Source organism: Formosa sp. Hel1_31_208 (assembly GCF_900104785.1).
Classification (GTDB): Bacteria; Bacteroidota; Bacteroidia; order Flavobacteriales; family Flavobacteriaceae; genus Psychroserpens.
In genome coordinates, this window is the sequence record NZ_LT629733.1 from 706065 (window position 1) to 727380 (window position 21316).

Below are 21316 nucleotides of genomic sequence, written 5' to 3' on the forward strand. Positions count from 1 at the left end.
GCGAATTTAGTTAGTGCTAATTTACGATAATAATTTCACGACATCTTTTGCAAAGTAACTTGCAATCACGTCAGCTCCAGCACGTTTTATAGCAGTGATTTGTTCAATCATCACGGCATCGTGATCTAGCCAGCCTTTTTCAGCGGCTGCTTTAAGCATCGCATATTCCCCAGAAACTTGATATACAGCCACTGGGACATCAACTTCATTTTTAATTTCGCGTACAATATCAAGATAACACAATCCTGGTTTTATCATCACAATATCAGCACCTTCATCAATATCCATTTCAGTTTCTTTAAGGGCTTCAAAACGGTTAGCAAAATCCATTTGATATGTCTTTTTGTTCTTTGGAATATCTTGCATATCCGCAGGTGCCGAATCTAAAGCATCACGAAATGGGCCATAAAACGCAGACGCATATTTTGCAGAGTAGCTCATGATACCTGTATCCGTATACCCACCATCTTCTAAAGCTTCTCTAATGGCTAAAATACGACCATCCATCATATCACTTGGTGCCACAAAATTAGCTCCAGCTTGGGCATGAGATAAGCTCATGTCGGCTAAAATATCGACCGTATCATCATTTATTATTTTTCCATTTTGAATAATTCCATCGTGACCATAAATAGAGTAAGGGTCGAGAGCCACATCAGTCATGACCAACATACTTGGACACACATTTTTTACCGTTTTTATTGCCCGTTGCATCAAGCCATTAGGGTTTAAGGCTTCGGTTCCTTTATTATCTTTTAGGTTGTCGGGAACCTTTACGAATAACAACACTGATTTTAATCCCAATTTCCAAAGCTCTTTGACCTCGTTTTCTAATAAATCTAGGCTGAATCGATAATAATTAGGCATAGACGTAATTTCTTCTTTAACTCCTTTTCCTTCCACCACAAAAAGAGGGACTAGAAAGTCGTTAGGAGAAATTATGGTTTCACGAACTAAGCTTCTAATGGCTTCGTTAGTTCTTAATCTTCGGTTTCTTCTTAATGGATACATTTCTAAATTAATTTTTTAAACCCAATCAATCGGGTTTTTTAATACGTTAATTAGTTGCTCTTCGTTACTTCCAGCTTCAGGATGATGATTATAAACCCATTGCACATGAGGTGGAAGGCTCATTAAAATACTTTCAATTCTCCCGTTAGTTTTTAGACCGAATAGCGTGCCTTTATCATGCACTAAATTGAACTCTACATAACGGCCACGTCTAATTTCCTGCCAATTGCGCTGTGCGTCGGTATACTCAAGATCTTTACGTTTTTCTACAACAGGAACATAGGCTTCCAGAAAGCTGTTACCAACTTCTGTTACAAAATCATACCAGTTTTGCATGCTCATGTCTTCTGTTTTCTTGCAATAATCAAAGAATAACCCACCAACACCACGTGATTCATTGCGGTGTGAATTATAAAAGTATTCATCACAACGGGCTTTGTATTTTGGATAGAATTCAGGATGATGTTTATCACAGGCTGTTTTACAAGTCTGATGAAAATGTTTGGCATCGTCTTCAAACAAATAATAAGGTGTAAGATCTTGTCCGCCACCGAACCATTGATCAACGATATTTCCAGACTGATCATACATTTCAAAGTAGCGCCAATTAGCATGAACGGTTGGCACCATTGGGTTTTTAGGATGAAGTACTAGACTTAAGCCACAAGCAAAAAAATTAGCGTCTTTAACTCCAAAGTAGGTTTGCATAGACTCAGGTAATTTTCCATGTACGCCTGAAATATTAACACCACCTTTTTCAAATACATTTCCATTTTCAATGACTCTCGTTCTTCCTCCTCCACCCTCAGGACGTTCCCAAAGGTCTTCTTGAAATTTTGCTTTACCATCAATAGCTTCTAATTTAGCCGTAATGCTATCTTGTAATTCATGTATGTAATTGAAAAATTGATCTTTCAAAACTTAATTTTTATATAATTCGTATAACTCCATGTCTAATGGCTTTTCACCAGTTGGAGTAAATTCATTCTTTAGTGTTTTTTGCCATTTGAAGCTATTATTAATAGCTACGTTTATGCTTGGCAGATTGTCTTTATGTGCGATGATTTGTAGTCGTTCTAAACCTAAATAGTCAAAAGCATATGCTGACAATGTACAAATGGCTTTTGATGTTAATCCGCGACCTTCGAAGGGATACCCAATACAATAAGCAAACTCGCCTTGCTTTATATTCCAATCGAGTTCTTTTATAATAACAAGACCAGCAAGTTGTCGTGTTTCAGAATGTTTTAAAGTGAATATAAATAATTCCTTGTCCTTGAACGCTTTTTCACTTTTTTCTACATAAAGTTTTGATAATGTCGGATTTAAACTTTGCTCTAAAGTCTTCGGAAAATATCGCTTTAAGCGATCTGCATTGGCGACCATAAAATCACAAATTTTCCAGGCATCACCATTATGTATTGAATTGATTTCAAAATCATCAAACTTTATAATCATAACACAACGGTTTTATGACCTCCCAGTAAATTATCCTCCTTAAGAAGGTCTACAGTTTTTAAAGAAGCAGCAGTCACACTCATAGGTAAAACCAATATGATACCAAGAACTGGGATTAACAAAAACAGGATAAAAACTATTCCATTTCCTATAGCAACACCTCTATGCTTCCTCACAAACTGAACACTTTCTCTGAATTTAAAGTGACGTTCAAGGGTGTAATCCATATTACCAAAACCTGCGTAATAGGCCTGCACTAAAAATAAAAGAACAGTGGAGAATATATTTACTACAGGAATAAATTTCAAGAGTAAAATAGGAATGGTTATCAATAATTCTTTCCCAAGATTTCTAAAGTTGATTTTAATACCTCGCCATAACTGCTCTTGAAAGGATGTTTTTCTATGATGATGCTTTTCAATACCTGTTAAATGGACTTCAATCTTTTCAGAAACAGGACTCATAAATGGCGCAGATAATGCCATAATAATATGCTTATAGAGAATCAATCCAATCGCTAAAATGACAATACCTCCAATAAAGGTTGAAATAGAAGTAAAGGTCGCTTTTCCCCAATCCCAAACCCAAACTTGAGCAATAAACCTTCCAACATTGTCAGATAATCCATAAGCCAATATCGTAATGATGGTGGCTGTGACAACGCTGATTATGATAGGAATAAAAAAGAACTTCCAAAGTTTAAGTTTAGAGATTAAAGCAAGTGCTCCTGAATAAGCCTGTATGCCATCAAATATGTTCTTAATCATTGTTCAAGTTCTTAAATAATTTAGACCTTATATTCCTTTACAGCATCAATAAATGCTTTCGCATGATCAAGCGGAATATTAGGTAAAATACCATGACCTAAATTTACAATATATTTATCCTTACCAAATTCATCAATCATTTGGTGTACCATTTTTTTAATTTCTGAAGGTGGAGAAAACAATCGAGTGGGATCAAAATTACCTTGTAAAGTGATATTTCCACCTGTTAAATACCTCGCGTTTTTTGGTGAACAGGTCCAATCAACGCCTAGAGCAGATGCTCCAGATTTTGCCATCTCACCTAAAGCAAACCAACAACCTTTGCCAAATGCAATAACTGGTGCATCATCTTTTATCGCATCAATAATTTGCTGAATATATTGCCATGAGAATTCTTGATAATCTATTGGTGAGAGCATGCCTCCCCATGAATCAAAAATTTGTACGGCATTACAACCTGCTTTTATTTTCTCTTTTAAGTAGGCTATCGTGGTATCTGTAATTTTCTGAAGCAATTGATGAGCAGCTATAGGATTCGTAAAACAAAATTCTTTAGCTTTATCAAAGTTTTTACTACCTTGACCTTGAACGCAATAGCATAATATTGTCCAGGGAGATCCTGCAAAACCAATTAATGGAATCTCATCATTTAGTTTTTCTTTAGTCGCCGTAATGGCTTCATAGACATAATTCAAGGCTTCCTTAACATCGGGAACCATGACATTATCCACATCTTTTTGAGAGCGAATAGGTTTAGGAAGATAAGGACCAAAATTAGGTTTCATTTGCACCTCAATATTCATGGCCTGAGGAATTACTAATATATCACTAAACAAAATAGCAGCATCCATACCATAACGACGAATTGGTTGTACGGTAATTTCACTAGCTAATTCTGGTGTTTGGCAACGAGTAAAGAAATCATATTTGGCCTTGATTTCCATAAATTCTGGAAGATAACGTCCTGCTTGACGCATCATCCAAACTGGCGGTCGCTCAACGGTTTCTCCTTTTAATGCTCTTAAAAATAAATCGTTCTTTATCATTTTAAACGTAATGTTCGTTTACTAATTCTATGACACTTTCTACTGTTGGAATTTTTGCAACCCTTACATCTTCAAAATGCTTACTAGCTTCTCTAGCCGTAGTTTCACCTATGCAAAACGCAATCATGTCATTTTGCACATCATTTTCTTGTTTGAAACTTTGTACAGTTGACGGACTGTAAAACATAACCCCTTTAATGGTGTTTTCAATTTTAACTGAATCATATTTGGTATTGTAAGCAGTAACTTCATTGACCTCTATTTGATTCTCTTTAAGTATAGTTGGTAATTCGTCTAAACGAATGTCGCTACAAAAATAGGTTACCTCAGTACCTTCAATGTATTCAACTAAATATTCAGCTAGTTTTTTAGCGTTGTTTTCAGTATGTTTTACCTTGCCAATTTTGCGTTCTACCAAACGTTTAGTGCGTCGACCAACACAGTAGATGTTTTCAAATTGCAACTCTTGAGGAGCAAAATTCATTAGCAATGCCTCAACTGCATTTTTACTAGTGATAATTACATTCTTTGGAAGTGGTCTCAAGATTTGAGATGTCATTCTATTAAGGTTGATTTTAATAAAGTCAGAAGCTTCTGATACTACATCCTCATGAAACAATTGCTTTTGATCATCAGTTAATGTTTTGGTAGAAAAGACATTAACGTTTTGAGATGATTTTTTAAGATTGTCCATCAAGCGTTTTCCGCCACGCTCAATAATATAATCTGCACAAAATTGAGCCAAGTCATGATGTGAACCAAGAGCTACGGTACGTTGCACTTCTATTTTTTTACTTCCGTCAAGGCTTAATAAAACCCCTTGAAAATGCACTTCTTCCTCTTTAACAAAGGCTAAGGCACCAATAGGAGCAGAACAACCACCTTCTAAAAGATTTAAAAATTTGCGTTCTATAGAAGTAGCAATGTCGCTTTCCTCATGATTAATTTCTGCACATATCGCTTTAATCTCTTCATCACTTTCAAGTGCAGTAATCATAATAGCACCTTGAGCAGGTGCAGGAATCATCCATTCTAGATTAAAACTTTCTTCAGGTTTCATGTCTAACCGACCTAAACCGGCTGCGGCAAAAATGGCACCATTCCAATCACTATCTTCCAGCTTTTCTAAACGGGAATTCACATTTCCGCGCAAGCCAACCATAGTGTGAGTTGGATAACGGTTTAACCATTGTGCTCTTCGACGTAAGCTTCCTGTTGCAATCACGGCTTCACGCTGTGATAAGAATTCTTCATTATTTTTAAAGACCAAGCAATCTCTAACGTTGCCACGTTTTAAAACAGCGGCTTGTACGATGCCTTTTGGCAATAGCGTTGGCACGTCTTTAAGCGAATGTACAGCGATATCAATCTCTTCATTGAGCATGGCGATATCTAATGTTTTTGTAAATACACCTGTAATTCCTAATTCGTAAATAGGCTTATCTAGAACAATATCTCCTGTGGCTTTCACAGGAACAAGTTCTGTTTTATGGCCTAAATGCTCTAATTGTTGTTGTACGGTTTTGGCTTGCCATAGCGCGAGTTCGCTATCACGAGTGCCAATTCTAATTCGTTTAGACATTGTCTGTAGTGGCTTCTAGTTGAAACACTTTTTTTATAAGTTCAAGGCTATCGTCTGTAGACACATCATCTTCTTTTAAGTGATGCGCAAAATGGTTGGTAATTTTTTGAATGATATTTTTACTTATCACCTCGGCTTGAGCTTCGTTAAAGTCACTCATTTTTTTACGTTGAGTATCTAATTCAGCACTGGCAAAATCAGCTAGCTTATGTTTTAATGCCTTTATTGTTGGTGCAAATTTTCGAGTGGATAGCCAAGCGTTAAAGTCCAACTTAATCTCTTCAATAATGGTTTCGGCGAGTGGAATATGTTCTTTTCTCCGCTCTAATGTTTCATCAGTAATTTGAGCAAGGTCATCCAAATGCACTAAAGTGACATTGTCTAAATCTGTGACGTTATCGTTGACATTCTTGGGAATGGAAAGATCTAAAATCAATAAAGGTTTTGTGCTTTGAATACAGTGCTTATCAACCGTTGGATTTTGGGCACCTGTAGCTACGATTAAAATGTCGGATGCGTTAATTTCTTCTTGGAGATTTGCATAATCCTTGACAATCAAATTGAATTTTCCTGCTATAGCTTCAGCTTTGTCTTTAGTTCTATTGATTAAAGTAATATGCTCGTTCTTGGTGTGTTTTACAAGATTTTCACAGGTATTTCTACCAATTTTACCAGTTCCAAAGAGTAAGATATTTTTTTCTGAAATCGACTTGATTGTATTCATAATGTATTGCACAGAGGCAAATGAAACAGAGGTTGCTCCGGAAGAAATTTCAGTTTCAGTTTTAATGCGTTTTGAGGCTTGAATCACAGCGTTGACAAGGCGTTCTAAGAATGGATTTAACAAGGCGTAATTTTTAGACAAACGCGCACTCGTTTTTATCTGACTAATAATTTCAAAATCCCCAAGGATCTGACTGTCTAAACCTGAACCCACTTTAAACATATGTGAGATGGCCTCCTTATTCTTGTATACATATGCGACTTTTTGGAATTCTTCAACGGTACCTTTGGTGTTCTCACATAGCAACTGAATGAGTTGAAATGGATGCTCTGCAAATCCGTAAATTTCAGTTCTGTTACAAGTAGAAGTCACAACAAGGCTTTCAATGCCTTTTTGTTTGGCTTGCTCCAATACAGCAATTTTAGACATCTCGTCTAAACTAAAATGACCGCGTACTTCTGCATCTGCCTTCTTATAGCTTAACCCAATCGCATAAAATGTAGTGCCTCTCGACATTGTGTAGTGCTCCATACCTGATTTGGAAATTACCTTGACAAAAGTAAAAAGGATCGCTGACAAAAAACAACGCTAGAAGAACTTTAAGTATCGTTTTTAGTTTTTTAGGTCAATTTCTTAAGTTACTCTAATAATTGTCATATTTTTGCCCTTAAAACAACGCCTTAACAGACTTTAGTTTAGAATGAATCTAAATAGCAATAAAAATAATTCTGGCTTTTCAATCTCAAAAAATATCGCTAGAGGTTCCTTTGAGGAAACAAAATTAGATGCGGGATTTTTTGTGTTAACGCACCAAAATAATGAAAATAAGATTCAAGTTCTTGAGCGTGAGATTGATAGTAGTTTTATTCAGTTTCACTTTTGTATCAAAGGGTCAAGTGAATTTATCTTCAATAATGGAAACTACCGTTTAAAAATTGAAGAGGAGAACTCTTTACTATTGTACAACCCACAACGTGATTTACCTATTCACTTAGAAGTCCATCCAAATTCTTGGCTGGTTTCGGTATTGGTATCAATCAAAAAATTTCATGGATTATTCTCTCAAGAAGCGGATTACATCACTTTTTTAAGCGACGATAATAAGGATAAAAAGTACTATAAAGACGGGAAAATTTCACCATCGATGGCCATTGCGTTGAATCAATTAATCAATTATAATCTTAATACGTCGATTAAAACGTTGTATTTTAAGGGGAAGGCGCTAGAACTTTTAAGTTTATATTTCAACAGAAGTGAAGATGCCGATATCGAACAATGCCCATTTTTAGTCGATGAAACTAATGTGATTAAAATCCGGAAGGCAAAAGATATTATTATTGCCCGTATGGCTGAACCTCCAACATTACAAGAACTTTCAGAAGATATTGGGTTGAGCTTAAAGAAATTAAAAGAAGGGTTTAAACAAATTTATGGTGACACCGTATTTAGTTTCTTATTTGATTATAAGATGGAAGTGGCGAGAAAACTTCTAGAGGCTGGAAACCACAATGTCAATGAAGTAGGACTTAAAGTAGGTTACAGTACCTCAAGTCATTTCATTTCAGCCTTTAAAAAGAAATATGGGACCACGCCAAAGAAGTACTTAATGGCACTGGGATAAAAAACTATTCATAAGACAATAATATCTATTTAATCTTAATAAATACTATCGTATTTTTGCAAAAACAAAACGTTATTCCATGAAACATCTTTCAACACTTTGCCTTACTCTTTTTATAACCTTGTCTGTAGCTGCACAATCACACAAGGAAGTCATCATTAAAGAAGCACAGACTTATTATGATTATATGACCAATCAGAACTTTGATGGTGTATTAGACTACATGTATCCTAAGGTGTTCGAGATGGCTTCAAGAGATCAAATGAAAGCCGGGATGGAACAAATGTTTAGTTCTCCCGATATGAAAATCGAATTTCTTAATAATGACATTACAAGCGTTAGCGATAAGAAAGAGGTTGAAGGTGTAACCTACGCAGCTGTTTACTATAACAGTAAAATGAAAATGACTTTTTTGTCTGAATTAGATAAACCAGAGGCAGATAAAAAAACGTTTATTGATTTTATGAAAGCTACTATGGATACACAATTTGGAGTCGAAAATGTTACCGCTGATGAGAAGACAATGTCTCTAGTGATTAATATGGACGCTACCATGTTTGCTATCAAAGATCCAAAGTATAATGGTTGGAAATTTATCGGAAATGATGATGCTATGCAAATGCTAGTAAATTCTATTATTCCTGAAAGCGTTCGAGCAGAATTATTAAAAAAGGAATAAAATAAGTCGAAAGACCTATTTTAAAATTGCAAAAAAATATGAAAGGAGTCTTACTTGTAAATTTAGGGTCGCCAGATTCGCCAGAACCTAAAGACGTTAAACGATATTTGGGAGAATTTTTAATGGATGAACGTGTCATTGATGTACCACAATGGGCACGAACCTTATTGGTTAAAGGTATTATCTTGAACACACGTCCAAAACAATCGGCCAAAGCTTATAAAAAAATATGGTGGGCCGAAGGGTCACCTTTAATTGTACTTTCTGAACGTTTACAAGACGGAATTCAAAAAGAAACTGAGGTTCCTGTTGCATTAGCTATGCGTTATGGTAGTATGACTATTAAAAACGGAATTCAAGAATTAGTAGATAAAGGTGTGGATGATATCTTTCTCATTCCCTTATATCCGCAGTTTGCTATGGCAACGACTGAGACTATTCTAGTACTAGCAGAAGAAATTAGAGCAGTGCATTTTCCACAGGTAAAAATAACCGACTTAAAGCCGTTCTATAACCATCCAAAGTATATCGAAGTGCTTTCAAATTCTATCGCTAAACATTTAGAAGGTAAGGATTACGAGCATTTATTATTCTCATATCATGGTATTCCAGAACGTCATATTAGAAAAAGTGATGTCACAAAATCTCACTGCACACCTAGTGATAAAGTGGATTGCATTTGCTGTAAAACGCCATCACCAGCACACGAATTTTGCTATAAACACCAGTGTAAAGAAGTCACACGATTGGTTGGTGAAAAATTGAACATGACAGAAGGCACATTCTCAACGTCCTTCCAATCACGATTAGGTTTTGATCCATGGTTACAACCGTATACAGATCGTACAATTGAACGTATGGGAAAAGAAGGCACCAAAAAAATGGCCATTGTCACACCAGCTTTTGTTAGTGACTGTCTAGAAACTTTAGAAGAAATTGCCATGGAGGGCGAAGAGATTTTTCACGAGATGGGAGGAAAAGAGTTTACAACTATACCATGTTTAAATGATGATCAGGAATTTGTCGATTTATTATCTCAATGGATTAATGACTGGGCAATAGCTGAAACCGTTTCGGCATAATGGCAAAACCCAGTACAAAAGATCTTGGTACGCAGCCAATTGGTAAATTACTAATTAAGCAAGCAGTTCCAGCATCTATTGGTATTTTGGTAATGTCACTCAACATACTTGTTGATACCATTTTTGTTGGACAATGGATTGGTGCCACAGCCATAGCAGCGATTAACGTAGTGCTTCCAGTGTCCTTTTTTATTGCGGCGCTCGGAATGAGTATAGGTATTGGTGGCTCCTCAATTATCTCCAGAGCATTGGGAGCCAATAATGAGACGAAGGCCTTTCAAACTTTCGGTAATCAAATAACACTAACACTGCTCTTCACCATATCTTTTGTTGTTCCCGGATTACTCTTTGTGGATGATATTATTCCCGCTTTCGGTGGAAAAGGTGCAATCTTCGATCCTGCAAAAATTTACTATACCATCGTGCTTTATGGAGTACCATTCTTAGCACTTTGTATGATGGGGAATACCGTTATTAGAGCCGAAGGAAAGCCAAAATTCGCTATGTACGCAATGATGATTCCATCTGTTGGAAATTTGGTGTTAGATTATGTATTTATTAATCTTCTAGACTTCGGAATGGAAGGTGCTGCATGGGCTACAACAGGTTCATATATGTTGTGTTTGGCTTATATTGTTTGGTTCTTTTTATCAGACAAGTCGGAATTAAAACTGACCAAATGTCAATTCAAACTTAGGCTTCCAATAGTCAAAGAAATTGGAGGGCTTGGCTCTGTGACATTGGCAAGACAAGCTGTTGTAAGTATCACTTATCTTTTTATGAATAATATTTTATTTAATCTCGGTGGAGAAACCTCTGTCACGGCTTATGCTATAGTAGGTCGAATGCTTATGTTTGCTTTATTTCCAGTTTATGGTATTACTCAAGGATTTCTTCCTATTGCTGGATTTAATTATGGTGCCGAACAATATGATCGGGTAAGACTTACTATTTCTACGGCATTAAAATATGCTATTGGTTTAGCAACTATGGTGTTTATTATGTTAATGATTTTCCCAGAGTCTATTACACGTTTATTTACTACAGATGCCCAAGTCATAAAAGAAACACCACCTGCCATGCGCTGGGTGTTCGCCGCAACACCAATTATTGCGGTTCAACTCATAGGAGCCGCTTATTTTCAAGCGGTTGGAAAAGCGATTCCGGCATTGCTACTCACCTTAACTAGGCAAGGAATATTTTTTATTCCATTGATTTTTATTTTACCCCATTTCTACGGAGAATTAGGTGTATGGATGTCTTTCCCCATCGCTGATGTGCTGTCTACAATAGTTACCGCATTCTTTTTACACCGTGAAGTCAAGTTAAAATTGCTTAAGACTACTGCATAATATTTTTATAATGCTTATTTTTAAAGCTAGTAATAAAACCATCCAAAACATGAGACAAATCACTACACTCTTATGCCTTTTTCTAATCGGAAATATGGCACAAATTGACGCACAATCTTTTGATGAATCCCAGTATGATGCACTCGAGTATCGCTTGTTAGGCCCTTTTAGAGGCGGTCGAAGTGCCGCTGTAACTGGAGTTCCAAACCAGCCTAACCTCTATTACTTTGGTTCTACAGGCGGTGGTATTTGGAAAACTTTAGATGGCGGACGCACTTGGGATAACATTTCAGACGGATTTTTCGGCGGAAGTATTGGTGCAATTACAGTAGCTAAAAGTGATCCTAATGTCATTTATGTAGGAGGTGGGGAAAAAACTGTTCGTGGAAATGTATCGTCTGGTTATGGTTTATGGAAAAGCGTTGATGCTGGAAAAACATGGACCTCAGCGGGATTAAAAAACTCAAGACATGTACCGAGAATTGCAGTCGATCCCACGAATCATAATATCGTATACGCAGGTGTTTTAGGAAATATCTATAAACCTACCCAAGAGCGCGGTGTTTATAAAAGTACTGATGGAGGTAAAACGTGGAAGAAAACCTTATTTTCTAATGAACATGCGGGAGTTGTTGATTTATTAATCGACCCAACAAATCCAAGAATAGTATACGCTTCAACATGGCGTGTGCAACGTACACCATATAGTTTAAGTTCAGGGGGTGAAGGTTCAGCTTTATGGAAAAGTACCGATAGAGGTGAAACTTGGACAGAAATTTCGACCAATAAGGGATTTCCTGAGGGGACAATAGGCATTATTGGAGTTACAGTTTCACCCGTAAACAGTCAACGTGTATGGGCAATTGTAGAAAATAAAGACAAAGGTGGTTTGTATCGCAGTGATGATGGCGGAGACACATGGAATCAAGTCAATAGTGAGCGTAAATTACGTCAGCGTGCATGGTATTATACGAGATTGTATGCAGATACAAAAGATGCCGATGTGGTGTATGTATTAAATGTTCGATATCATAAAAGTACCGATGGTGGTAAATCTTTCAGTACTTATAATGCGCCTCATGGTGATCATCACGATTTATGGATTGCACCTGAAAACCCTAACCGAATGATTATTGGAGATGATGGGGGTGCTCAAGTCACATATGATGGTGGTGAAACATGGAGCACCTATCATAATCAACCTACTTCACAGTTTTATCGTGTAACGACAGATAATCATTTCCCATACCGTATTTATGCAGCTCAGCAAGATAATTCAACCGTAAGAATTCCACATAGAACCGATGGGTTTTCGATTTCTGAAGATGATTGGGAAAGTACAGCAGGAGGAGAATCTGCTCATATCGCAATAGATCCCGAAGACAATGATATTGTTTACGGCGGAAGTTACGACGGCTATTTGACGCGAGTCAATCATAAACGTGGAACGGTTAGAGCTATTAACGTTTGGCCAGATAACCCTATGGGTCATGGTGCTGAAGGGATGAAATACCGATTCCAATGGAATTTCCCTATTATCTTTTCAAAGCACAATCCGGATCGTTTATATACGTTTTCGCAACACGTTCATGTGACTGAAAATGAAGGTCAATCTTGGAAAATTATTAGTCCGGATTTAACAAGAAATGATCCTGAAAAACAAAAATCTTCTGGAGGACCAATCACACAAGATAATACATCTGTTGAATATTACTGTACGATTTTTGCGGCACAAGAATCCCCAATTACTGAAGGTTTACTTTGGGTTGGTAGTGATGACGGATTGATACATGTTACAAAAGATGGTGGGCAAAATTGGGAGAACGTGACCCCTAAGGGGATGCCTGAATGGATGATGATAAATAGCATTGAACCAAGTGCTTTTGATGCAGGAACTTGCTATGTGGCTGGGACAAAATACAAAACAGGAGACTTTAATCCTTATCTATATAAAACAACTGATTATGGTAAAACTTGGACGAAAATCACTAACGGCATTAATGCGGAACACTTTACTAGAGTCTTACGCGAAGATCCAAAACAAAAAGGATTGCTTTATGCAGGAACAGAAACAGGGATGTATATATCTTTTAATGACGGAAAGAACTGGAGCCCATTTCAACTGAACCTTCCAATTGTTCCAATAACCGATTTAGCGATTAAGGATAACAATCTTATCGTAGCTACACAAGGGAGAAGCCTTTGGATTATTGATGATTTAACGGTATTACATCAGTTATATGCATCCAATTCTGAAGGGGATAAACTTTTCAAACCAAAAGACACCTACCGGATGGATGGAGGATCTAGAAAAGGGAGTAAAACCAACGGTGTAAATCACCCGAGTGGTGTGATTACTTATTTCAATTTAAATAATTATGATGCTGAAAAAGATGAAGTGTCACTGACTTATTTTGATACTAAAGGTGACACTATAAAAACCTATTCCACTAAAAATAAAAAGAAAGACAAATTAGAGGTGAAAAAAGGGATGAACCAGTTTGTTTGGAATATGACTTATGATGGGGCTGAACGATTAGATGGAATGATCTTATGGTGGGCAAGTTTAAGTGGCCCTAAAGCAATTCCAGGAACCTATAAAGTACATTTAAATGTGAATGGAAATGCCAAACCACAATCGTTTAATATACTAGCAGACCCAAGGGCAGAAAGCAGCTTAGCTGACATGCAAAAACAATTTGACTTCATTAAAGATGTTAATAAGACAATGGATGATGCACACAAATCCATTAAGAAAATACGAAATATTAAAAAGCAACTGACCGCTTTTGAAACACAATACAAAGACAATGACAATGTAAAGGAGCTTCTTGAGAAATCAAAAACACTTAAAGAGGAGTTTACAAAAATTGAAGAGGCCTTATATCAAACTAAAAACCGAAGTGGCCAAGACCCGCTGAATTTCCCAATTCGATTGACGAATAAGTTAGGGCATTTAAATGCCTTGGTTGGGATGGGAGATTTTGGGCCAACCGATCAAGATATACTTGTAAAAGAGGAATTAACAACTCAAATTAAAGTACAGTTAGATGCTTTTAATCAATTGATAAGTGATGAGATTAGTGCGTTTAATGCAGCCTTCAATACAATGCAATTAAATTATTTATTTGTAGAGGATTAATGGAGTATTATAATTTTATAAAAGCCTTACATCTGATTTTTATTGTGACCTGGTTTGCTGGATTATTCTATATTCCTAGGTTATTTGTGTATCAAATAGAAGCCTATCATAAACCTTCTCCTGACAAAGAAATTTTGGGAGCTCAGCTTAAGCTGATGGCGAAACGCCTCTGGAATATTATTACATGGCCTTCTGCAATATTAGCAACAATTTTTGGTGTATGGTTACTAATACTAAATCCATATTTGTTCAATCAACCTTGGATGCATGTGAAGTTAACCTTTGTTGTTGTATTACTAATATACCATCTTAAAACACATGTGTATTACAAGCAACTACAGCATGATGAAGTAAAGAAAACATCAAATTTCATGAGACTTTGGAATGAAGGCGCCACTTTTATTTTATTTGCAGTTATCTTCTTGGTTATTCTAAAAAACGCGTTTAATTGGATCTTTGGAGTGATTGGGATTATAGTACTTGGCATATTAATTATGCTAGGTTTTAAAGTTTATAAAAATATGAGGAGTAAAAACCCGAATGTATAGATTGGCTTAATTATTGTTACATTCATTGAACTATAAAAGAATTGATGAGGTTAAAAAAACTGTCTTTACGAGTTCGTATATTTTTCGCTATGATTTTACTGGTGCTTATTGCATCTGTATTGATTGCTGGTGTAACAATTTATCAGTATAACGAAGAGGCCAGAGACTATCATAAAGAACGCTTAGAGCGCAAGGAAAAAGCGATTATAAGTGATATCAACTATGTGATTAAGGAAACCACTTATCCAGTAGAAACAGAGAAAGTACCCTTAATTTTTAAAGATGAAATCTATCGCATTGCAGAGATTCACAGCTTAAGGATTAATTTGTATGATATGGAGGGCTCATTACTTATAACCTCTAAAGCTAGTTTTACTAGTGATTCTTTATATCAGTGCATTGATACAGACGTATTAAATGCTATTTCGAATACAGCCGAACACAGATATGTTATTAAGAACAGAAAAAACGGAGAGACATTTCAGTCGTCTTATACCTTTATTTTGGATGCAAAATCTAAACCGTTAGCGATTTTGAACTTACCTTATTTAGAGAATGATGATTTTTTAAATAAAGAACTCAATGAGTTTCTTGAGCGTTTGGGTTATGCTTATGTGTTTATGATGCTAATTGCAATTGTATTAGCACTATTACTCTCAAAATATATTACAAGCACACTTAAAACGATAGCTGATAAAATTAATGAGACGCGTCTTGAAAAGCGCAACAAAAAAATAGATATTGCTTCCTCAAGTGAAGAGATTTCAACATTAGTGAATTCATACAATAGTATGATTGATGAATTAGAAGAGAGTGCTGTACAGCTTGCGACTAGCGAACGTGAACAAGCCTGGCGGGAAATGGCGAAACAAGTAGCGCATGAAATTAAAAACCCGTTAACGCCAATGCGCCTCAGTGTTCAGAGTTTTCAACGCAAATTTAATCCAGAGGATGAGAACATCTATCAAAAAGTAGATGAGTATAGTAATACACTCATTCAGCAGATTGACACCATGAGTTCTATTGCATCGGCTTTTTCAAATTTTGCTAAAATGCCTGCGCAACAAAATGAATCTTTGAATGTGACTAACATTGTCAAATTGGCTTTGGATATTTTTAGTGAAGATTATATTGTGTTTATATCAGAAGACGACCAAGTGATGGCAAATTTTGATCGTACACAACTTATTCGCGTAGTCACTAATTTGGTTAAAAATGGCATACAAGCTATTCCAAGTGATAAGGAAACTCCTAAAATAGAGGTCAAGGTGATGTCTGAAGGCGATATGGTAAAAATCACCGTTGAAGATAATGGTATAGGTATTACTAAAGAAAATGAAAGTAAGATTTTTGAACCAAAGTTTACAACCAAAACCAGTGGAATGGGATTGGGTCTTGCCATGGTAAAAAATATTGTGGAAACTTATAAAGGAAATATTACCTTTACATCTCAACAAGACGTTGGAACCACTTTTATAGTGACATTTCCGAAGATTTAATAAAATTACAGACAATGAGCTATCAAAATATTTTAACATCTACAACTAATGGTATTACCACCATTACTATAAACAGACCAAGTAAATTAAATGCCTTAAATAAAGCAACTATTCAAGAACTACATGAGGCCCTCAAGAATGCAAACAAGAGTAAAGCCACTAAAGTTATTATTTTAACAGGTAGTGGTGAAAAGGCTTTTGTTGCGGGAGCTGACATTAGTGAATTTGCCGATTTTGACGTTGAAAACGGTGGTAAGTTAGCGGCTAAAGGTCAGAAGTTATTATTTGATTATATTGAAAACTTATCGACTCCAGTTATTGCTGCAGTGAACGGTTTTGCTTTAGGTGGTGGCTTGGAATTAGCAATGGCCTGTCATTTTAGAATTGCTAGTACAAATGCAAAAATGGGATTACCAGAAGTTTCTCTTGGTGTGATTCCAGGTTATGGTGGTACACAGCGCTTACCACAACTCGTTGGCAAGGGTCGCGCTATGGAAATGGTCATGACAGCAGGAATGATTGATGCGAATCAAGCTTTGTCTTACGGATTAGTAAATCACGTTTCTACAGAAGAGGAGCTGATACCTCTAGTAGAAAAAATAGCTACTAAAATCATGCGTAATTCATCTGTAGCCATAAAAGGAGCTATCAAAGCCGTTAATGCAAACTTTAAAGATGGTGTGAATGGTTATAAAACTGAAATCAAACAGTTTGGGAAATGCTTTGGAACCGAAGATTTTAAAGAAGGAACAACCGCTTTCCTTGAAAAGCGTAAGGCTGATTTCCCAGGGGAATAAACCAATTAGATTTTCTGAATAAGGCACGGCACGGTCAAAACCGAAAGGTCATATTTTTGATTTGAGTTTTGTAGCTATGTTTGTGTTGATTATATCTTCTCAATAGTTTTAAATAAAAAGTAAAACGGACTGGTTAAAAGAAGGGCGGCTGCTATTATAGGACTCATCAAAATAAGTAATACTAAATATAATTTGGTCATAACTTTAAATTTATGGATTTACCCAATACATTTATCTGGTAAACCTACAATCAATAGCTTTTATATAAAACAAGAATTTTACCTAATATGTATTCAAAATTACCATACTTAAGTTGTGGTATATGTCTTTTGAAATTGCAGCCGGCAGCAATCAAAATGCTTGATCCTATTAATTTGGAGTAAAGAGACTGTATCTGTTATAAATGATCTTATTGCACAAAAAAACCCAACACTTTGGTGTTGGGTTGTATTTTGCTCCTCTTCTTGGGCTCGAACCAAGGACCCTCTGATTAACAGTCAGATGCTCTAACCAACTGAGCTAAAGAGGAGTGTTTATCGCATTAGCGAGCGCAAATATATGCTATTTTTTATATTAAAAAAAACAATTTTTTTAAAAATGTTTTTAATTTTTTTTAAATCCAATCGTTGATATTTGCAAACAACACTAAGGTAATTAATATGACGAATCCAACTAATTGTGCACGTTCTAAAAATTTCTCGCTTGGTTTTCTTCCTGAGATCATTTCAAACAATAAGAACATGACATGACCACCGTCTAATGCCGGAATAGGCAATAAGTTCAATACACCTAACATAATAGATAAGAATGCTGTGAGCATCCAAAAGGCTTGCCAACTCCATACACTAGGAAAAATGCTATATATAGCTTTAAATCCACCAACACCTTTATAAGCTCCTGTACTTGGATTAAATATTGCTTTTAGTTGTGCGCCATACTTTTGCATGGTATCTACAAAATCACGTCCACCAGCTCCCCAACTTTCACCAAAAGTGTAAGTTTGAGTGGCAATATCAAAATAACCTAATTCTGCAAAGCGATCGTCATCATAGGCTGCTTGAATACCGAACTTTCCATTCTCATCTACTTGTAATTGACGCGTAATTTTGTCATTGCCTCTTATTAAATTAACAGTCAAGGTTTCATTTTTGTAATCTGTCATTAGTGAATCTAACTGATCAAAATACATTAAATCTTTTCCATCAATCGAGGTGATTATATCTTTAGTTTTTACGTCAACGGTCTTGTTTAGTGATGAATCTGTAACAGAACCTATCATAAACGGAATTCTACGTTCGAATAAATCTCTACTTTTTGCGGAAGTAAATTGACCTAGAAAATCTTCAGGAAGTGAAATGACTTTTTCTTCACCATTACGTCTTATAGTAAAGGTTTCAGCACCAATAATATTAGAGCGCACATCATAATCATTAACCACCTTAAAATCGTTGACCTTTATTATTTTATCTCCAGTTTTAAAACCAATATCTTGAAGTAATTCGTTTTCTATCCAATACCCACCTTTCATGCTTTCCACTGTGGTGGTTTTATCACCATAAATAAAAGCCACAAATACGTAGATTAAATAAGCGAGTATAAAGTTGACGGTAACACCGCCTAGCATAATAATTAAACGCTGCCAAGCTGGTTTTGAACGAAACTCCCAAGGTTGAGGTGGTAAGGCCATTTGCTCTTTATCCATACTCTCATCAATCATTCCAGCAATTTTTACATAACCACCAAGCGGAAGCCACCCAATGCCGTAGACCGTTTCTCCTATTTTCTTTTTAAATAATGAATATTTAATGTCAAAAAAGAGGTAAAACTTTTCAACTCTGGTTTTAAATAATTTTGCTGGTATAAAATGACCTAATTCGTGTAATACGATTAGTAATGAAAGACTCAGTAAAAATTGAGATATTCTTATTACAAACTCCATGTATCGTTAATCATATAAAATTATAGTCGACAAAAGTAGTGTTTTAGCAGCATTTAGAAAACTTTAATCCATTTAATGCTTATTTTTTTAACACCGATTTAGTAATGACTCCGTTCATAGTTTCGAATTGAATAAAGACCAATCCACTAGACCAAGAAGCTGTGTCTATTTTGGAATTCCATGGCAATTGAGTAATTAATTGCCCTAAAGGACTATAAACGCGTATTTCTGAAATGGATAAGGATATAGGTTTTTCAATATGTAACACGTCAGAAGTTGGATTAGGATACAATAATAATGGGTTGTCGATTTCAAAATTTTCGGCGCCCAATAGTATACTATTGTCTCTTGAAATGATATCAGATTCTGGATCAAAAAGTATATCTTGAACAGTAAAATTTACTGTTTCAATAAAGTTTTGTTGATTAGTAGTATTGTCTAATACAATATCTAATGTTTCTCCCATTGTTCCAAGAATACGCAATGGCACAGGTGCTTCAAAGAAAGACACCGAAGCATCACTTTGTAACTGGTTTAGGGTTATAGACACTTGATTTGTATTGGGTTGATTCCAAATGACGTTATAAGTGGGATATCCTTGATTGTAGAGCCAATCGTTAAAAAATTCGGTCAAATCTTCACCAGATGAGGTTTCAACAATAGTAATAAAATCTTCTGTTTTGGCATAATCAAAAGCGTGGGTAGCTGTTCCAAGATAATCTTGTAAAGCTTGAAAAAACATAGGGTCTCCTAGTTTTTTCCGAAGCATATGCAAGACCATTGCGCCTTTATTATAGCTTAATCTACCATTAAAAATCCGACTAACATTGAGCGTATCAGTATCACTTAAATATACCGCACCGTTTGATGCAGAAGTAATAGAGTTATTGCGTTGTTGTTTCCACGTGGTAAATGCAGCATTATCATCTAAGTTTTCAATCACTAAACCAGAGAGATATGTTGCGAAGCCTTCATTAAGCCAGATGTCTTTCCAACTCCCACATGTAATTTTATTTCCAAACCATTGATGTGCCAATTCATGAGCAATGAGGTTACGATTAAAACTGCCCATAAAAGATACGGTAGTATGCTCCATACCACCTCCCCAACCAAACTGTGCATGTCCATATTTTTCACTTGCAAAAGGATATTCTTCAAATAGAGCACTAAATAGATTTATAATATCTACCGTAACAGGTGTGCTACTTTGAGCTGTTTCAAGACTTTCTGGATAGACGTAATTTACAATGTTAAAAGGATTACCATTATTTGGAACGTTATGTGAATACACTTCATAATTAGTTGCGGCAATAGCAATCAAGTAAGCTGGAATAGGATAACGATGTTTAAAATGCGTTGTTTTTTGAACTCCATTAATACTCTGACTTTGCTCAACCCCATTTGAAACTGAAACATAAGCTTCATTTGAAGCATTAAACACAGGGGTTGTCATGTATACATCAATAGAGTCGATTTTATCAATAAGATCTTGTTTGCAAGGCCACCAAGCTTTTGCACCATATGGCTCAGATAAGGTCCAAATAACTGGATCACCATTATGGGTTGTTTGTTCAAAAGAACCAAACCCTGAACTCACTGGATTGCCCGAATAACTCACTGAAAGTGAATCTAAAATACCTGCTGCTTGAGTGCTCGGAAGCGTAATGATTAATTCATCTTCGGTATTATGAGTAAAGGTGAGTGGGTTGCCGTCCTGTAAGACTTGTGATACAGTCATATTTGAAGCTAGGTCAAACGTAATAGTCGTCATGTTGCTTTTTGCCTCAAAATATGAGGTAATCGTACCCGAAATAAAGGCAACACTAGGATCGATATCTAATTCCAATCTGTGATATTTTAAATCATAATTTCCTGTATTCAAATTAGCACGATGCATAATACGTTGTAGTGCCGATTTTGCTTCAGCCTCTCGAATATTGTTGAGCGTTGTATTATAATCTTGTGAAAATGACACTGTAGAAAACAGTCCCAATACTAGGAGTAGTCGTAATTTGATAATGGTCATTTTTTCTTTTTTTTAACAATATAGCTAGATAAAAGTAGTCATT

Annotated in this window: 17 protein-coding genes and 1 tRNA gene; 8 read left to right on the forward strand and 10 right to left on the reverse strand. The window is 35.9% G+C overall.

The genetic code is table 11. The features are described from left to right. Positions 1 to 21: 21 nt before the first annotated feature. Genes hemB through hemA form a run of 7 tightly spaced genes read right to left on the reverse strand, consistent with a single transcriptional unit; the run spans position 22 to position 7119 of the window. Positions 22 to 1011, reverse strand: coding sequence for a porphobilinogen synthase (gene hemB, locus BLT57_RS03020; protein ID WP_091422086.1), 990 nt, complete (start codon positions 1009 to 1011; stop codon positions 22 to 24). A gap of 15 nt (positions 1012 to 1026) precedes the next feature. Then, the gene (hemF, locus tag BLT57_RS03025) at positions 1027 to 1929 is read right to left on the reverse strand and encodes an oxygen-dependent coproporphyrinogen oxidase (RefSeq protein WP_091422090.1); all 903 of its coding nucleotides are present in this window, start codon (positions 1927 to 1929) and stop codon (positions 1027 to 1029) included. A 3-nt stretch (positions 1930 to 1932) separates the two neighbouring features. Next, positions 1933 to 2469, reverse strand: a complete 537-nt coding sequence (locus BLT57_RS03030) for a GNAT family N-acetyltransferase (protein WP_091422092.1) — start codon at positions 2467 to 2469, stop codon at positions 1933 to 1935. After that, positions 2466 to 3236, reverse strand: coding sequence for an EI24 domain-containing protein (locus tag BLT57_RS03035; protein WP_091422094.1), 771 nt, complete (start codon positions 3234 to 3236; stop codon positions 2466 to 2468). Before BLT57_RS03035 ends, BLT57_RS03030 begins: the two co-directional genes overlap by 4 nt. 20 nt (positions 3237 to 3256) lie before the next feature. Beyond that, entirely contained in the window at positions 3257 to 4282 is a 1026-nt protein-coding gene (gene hemE / locus BLT57_RS03040; RefSeq protein WP_091422098.1) for a uroporphyrinogen decarboxylase, read from the reverse strand. A gap of 1 nt (position 4283) precedes the next feature. Then, positions 4284 to 5864, reverse strand: coding sequence for a hydroxymethylbilane synthase (gene hemC / locus BLT57_RS03045; RefSeq protein WP_091422101.1), 1581 nt, complete (start codon positions 5862 to 5864; stop codon positions 4284 to 4286). Next, positions 5857 to 7119 (reverse strand): glutamyl-tRNA reductase, encoded by a 1263-nt coding sequence (hemA, locus tag BLT57_RS03050; RefSeq protein WP_091422103.1) that lies wholly within the window; start codon positions 7117 to 7119, stop codon positions 5857 to 5859. Before hemA ends, hemC begins: the two co-directional genes overlap by 8 nt. A gap of 169 nt (positions 7120 to 7288) precedes the next feature. Between hemA and BLT57_RS03055 the strand changes: the two genes are divergently transcribed. The 8 genes from BLT57_RS03055 to BLT57_RS03090 all read left to right on the forward strand — a co-directional run bounded on the left by BLT57_RS03055 (position 7289) and on the right by BLT57_RS03090 (position 17308). Then, positions 7289 to 8209 (forward strand): helix-turn-helix transcriptional regulator, encoded by a 921-nt coding sequence (locus BLT57_RS03055; protein ID WP_091422105.1) that lies wholly within the window; start codon positions 7289 to 7291, stop codon positions 8207 to 8209. 79 nt (positions 8210 to 8288) lie between these two features. After that, on the forward strand, positions 8289 to 8888 hold the full coding sequence (locus BLT57_RS03060; RefSeq protein ID WP_091422108.1) for a hypothetical protein: 600 nt from the start codon (positions 8289 to 8291) through the stop codon (positions 8886 to 8888). Between the two features lie 38 nt (positions 8889 to 8926). Next, entirely contained in the window at positions 8927 to 9970 is a 1044-nt protein-coding gene (gene hemH, locus BLT57_RS03065) for a ferrochelatase (RefSeq protein WP_091422111.1), read from the forward strand. Then, positions 9970 to 11322, forward strand: coding sequence for an MATE family efflux transporter (locus BLT57_RS03070; RefSeq protein WP_091422115.1), 1353 nt, complete (start codon positions 9970 to 9972; stop codon positions 11320 to 11322). The genes hemH and BLT57_RS03070 overlap by 1 nt, the downstream gene beginning before the upstream one ends. 49 nt (positions 11323 to 11371) lie before the next feature. After that, a complete protein-coding gene (locus BLT57_RS03075) occupies positions 11372 to 14464 on the forward strand; it encodes a glycosyl hydrolase (protein WP_091426637.1) in 3093 nt (1030 codons plus the stop codon). Continuing rightward, positions 14464 to 15012, forward strand: a complete 549-nt coding sequence (locus BLT57_RS03080) for a CopD family protein (protein WP_091422120.1) — start codon at positions 14464 to 14466, stop codon at positions 15010 to 15012. Before BLT57_RS03075 ends, BLT57_RS03080 begins: the two co-directional genes overlap by 1 nt. 89 nt (positions 15013 to 15101) lie before the next feature. Beyond that, positions 15102 to 16511 (forward strand): PAS domain-containing sensor histidine kinase, encoded by a 1410-nt coding sequence (locus BLT57_RS03085; protein WP_231928758.1) that lies wholly within the window; start codon positions 15102 to 15104, stop codon positions 16509 to 16511. 14 nt (positions 16512 to 16525) lie between these two features. Further along, on the forward strand, positions 16526 to 17308 hold the full coding sequence (locus tag BLT57_RS03090; protein WP_091422127.1) for an enoyl-CoA hydratase/isomerase family protein: 783 nt from the start codon (positions 16526 to 16528) through the stop codon (positions 17306 to 17308). A gap of 455 nt (positions 17309 to 17763) precedes the next feature. On the opposite strand, the gene BLT57_RS03095 is transcribed toward BLT57_RS03090, so the two are convergent. The 3 genes from BLT57_RS03095 to BLT57_RS03105 all read right to left on the reverse strand — a co-directional run bounded on the left by BLT57_RS03095 (position 17764) and on the right by BLT57_RS03105 (position 21273). Further along, a tRNA-Asn gene (locus BLT57_RS03095) sits at positions 17764 to 17837 on the reverse strand. 84 nt (positions 17838 to 17921) lie between these two features. Beyond that, positions 17922 to 19247, reverse strand: a complete 1326-nt coding sequence (gene rseP / locus BLT57_RS03100; RefSeq protein ID WP_091422131.1) for an RIP metalloprotease RseP — start codon at positions 19245 to 19247, stop codon at positions 17922 to 17924. A gap of 79 nt (positions 19248 to 19326) precedes the next feature. Then, positions 19327 to 21273, reverse strand: coding sequence for a M1 family aminopeptidase (locus tag BLT57_RS03105; protein WP_091422134.1), 1947 nt, complete (start codon positions 21271 to 21273; stop codon positions 19327 to 19329). Positions 21274 to 21316: the final 43 nt, after the last annotated feature.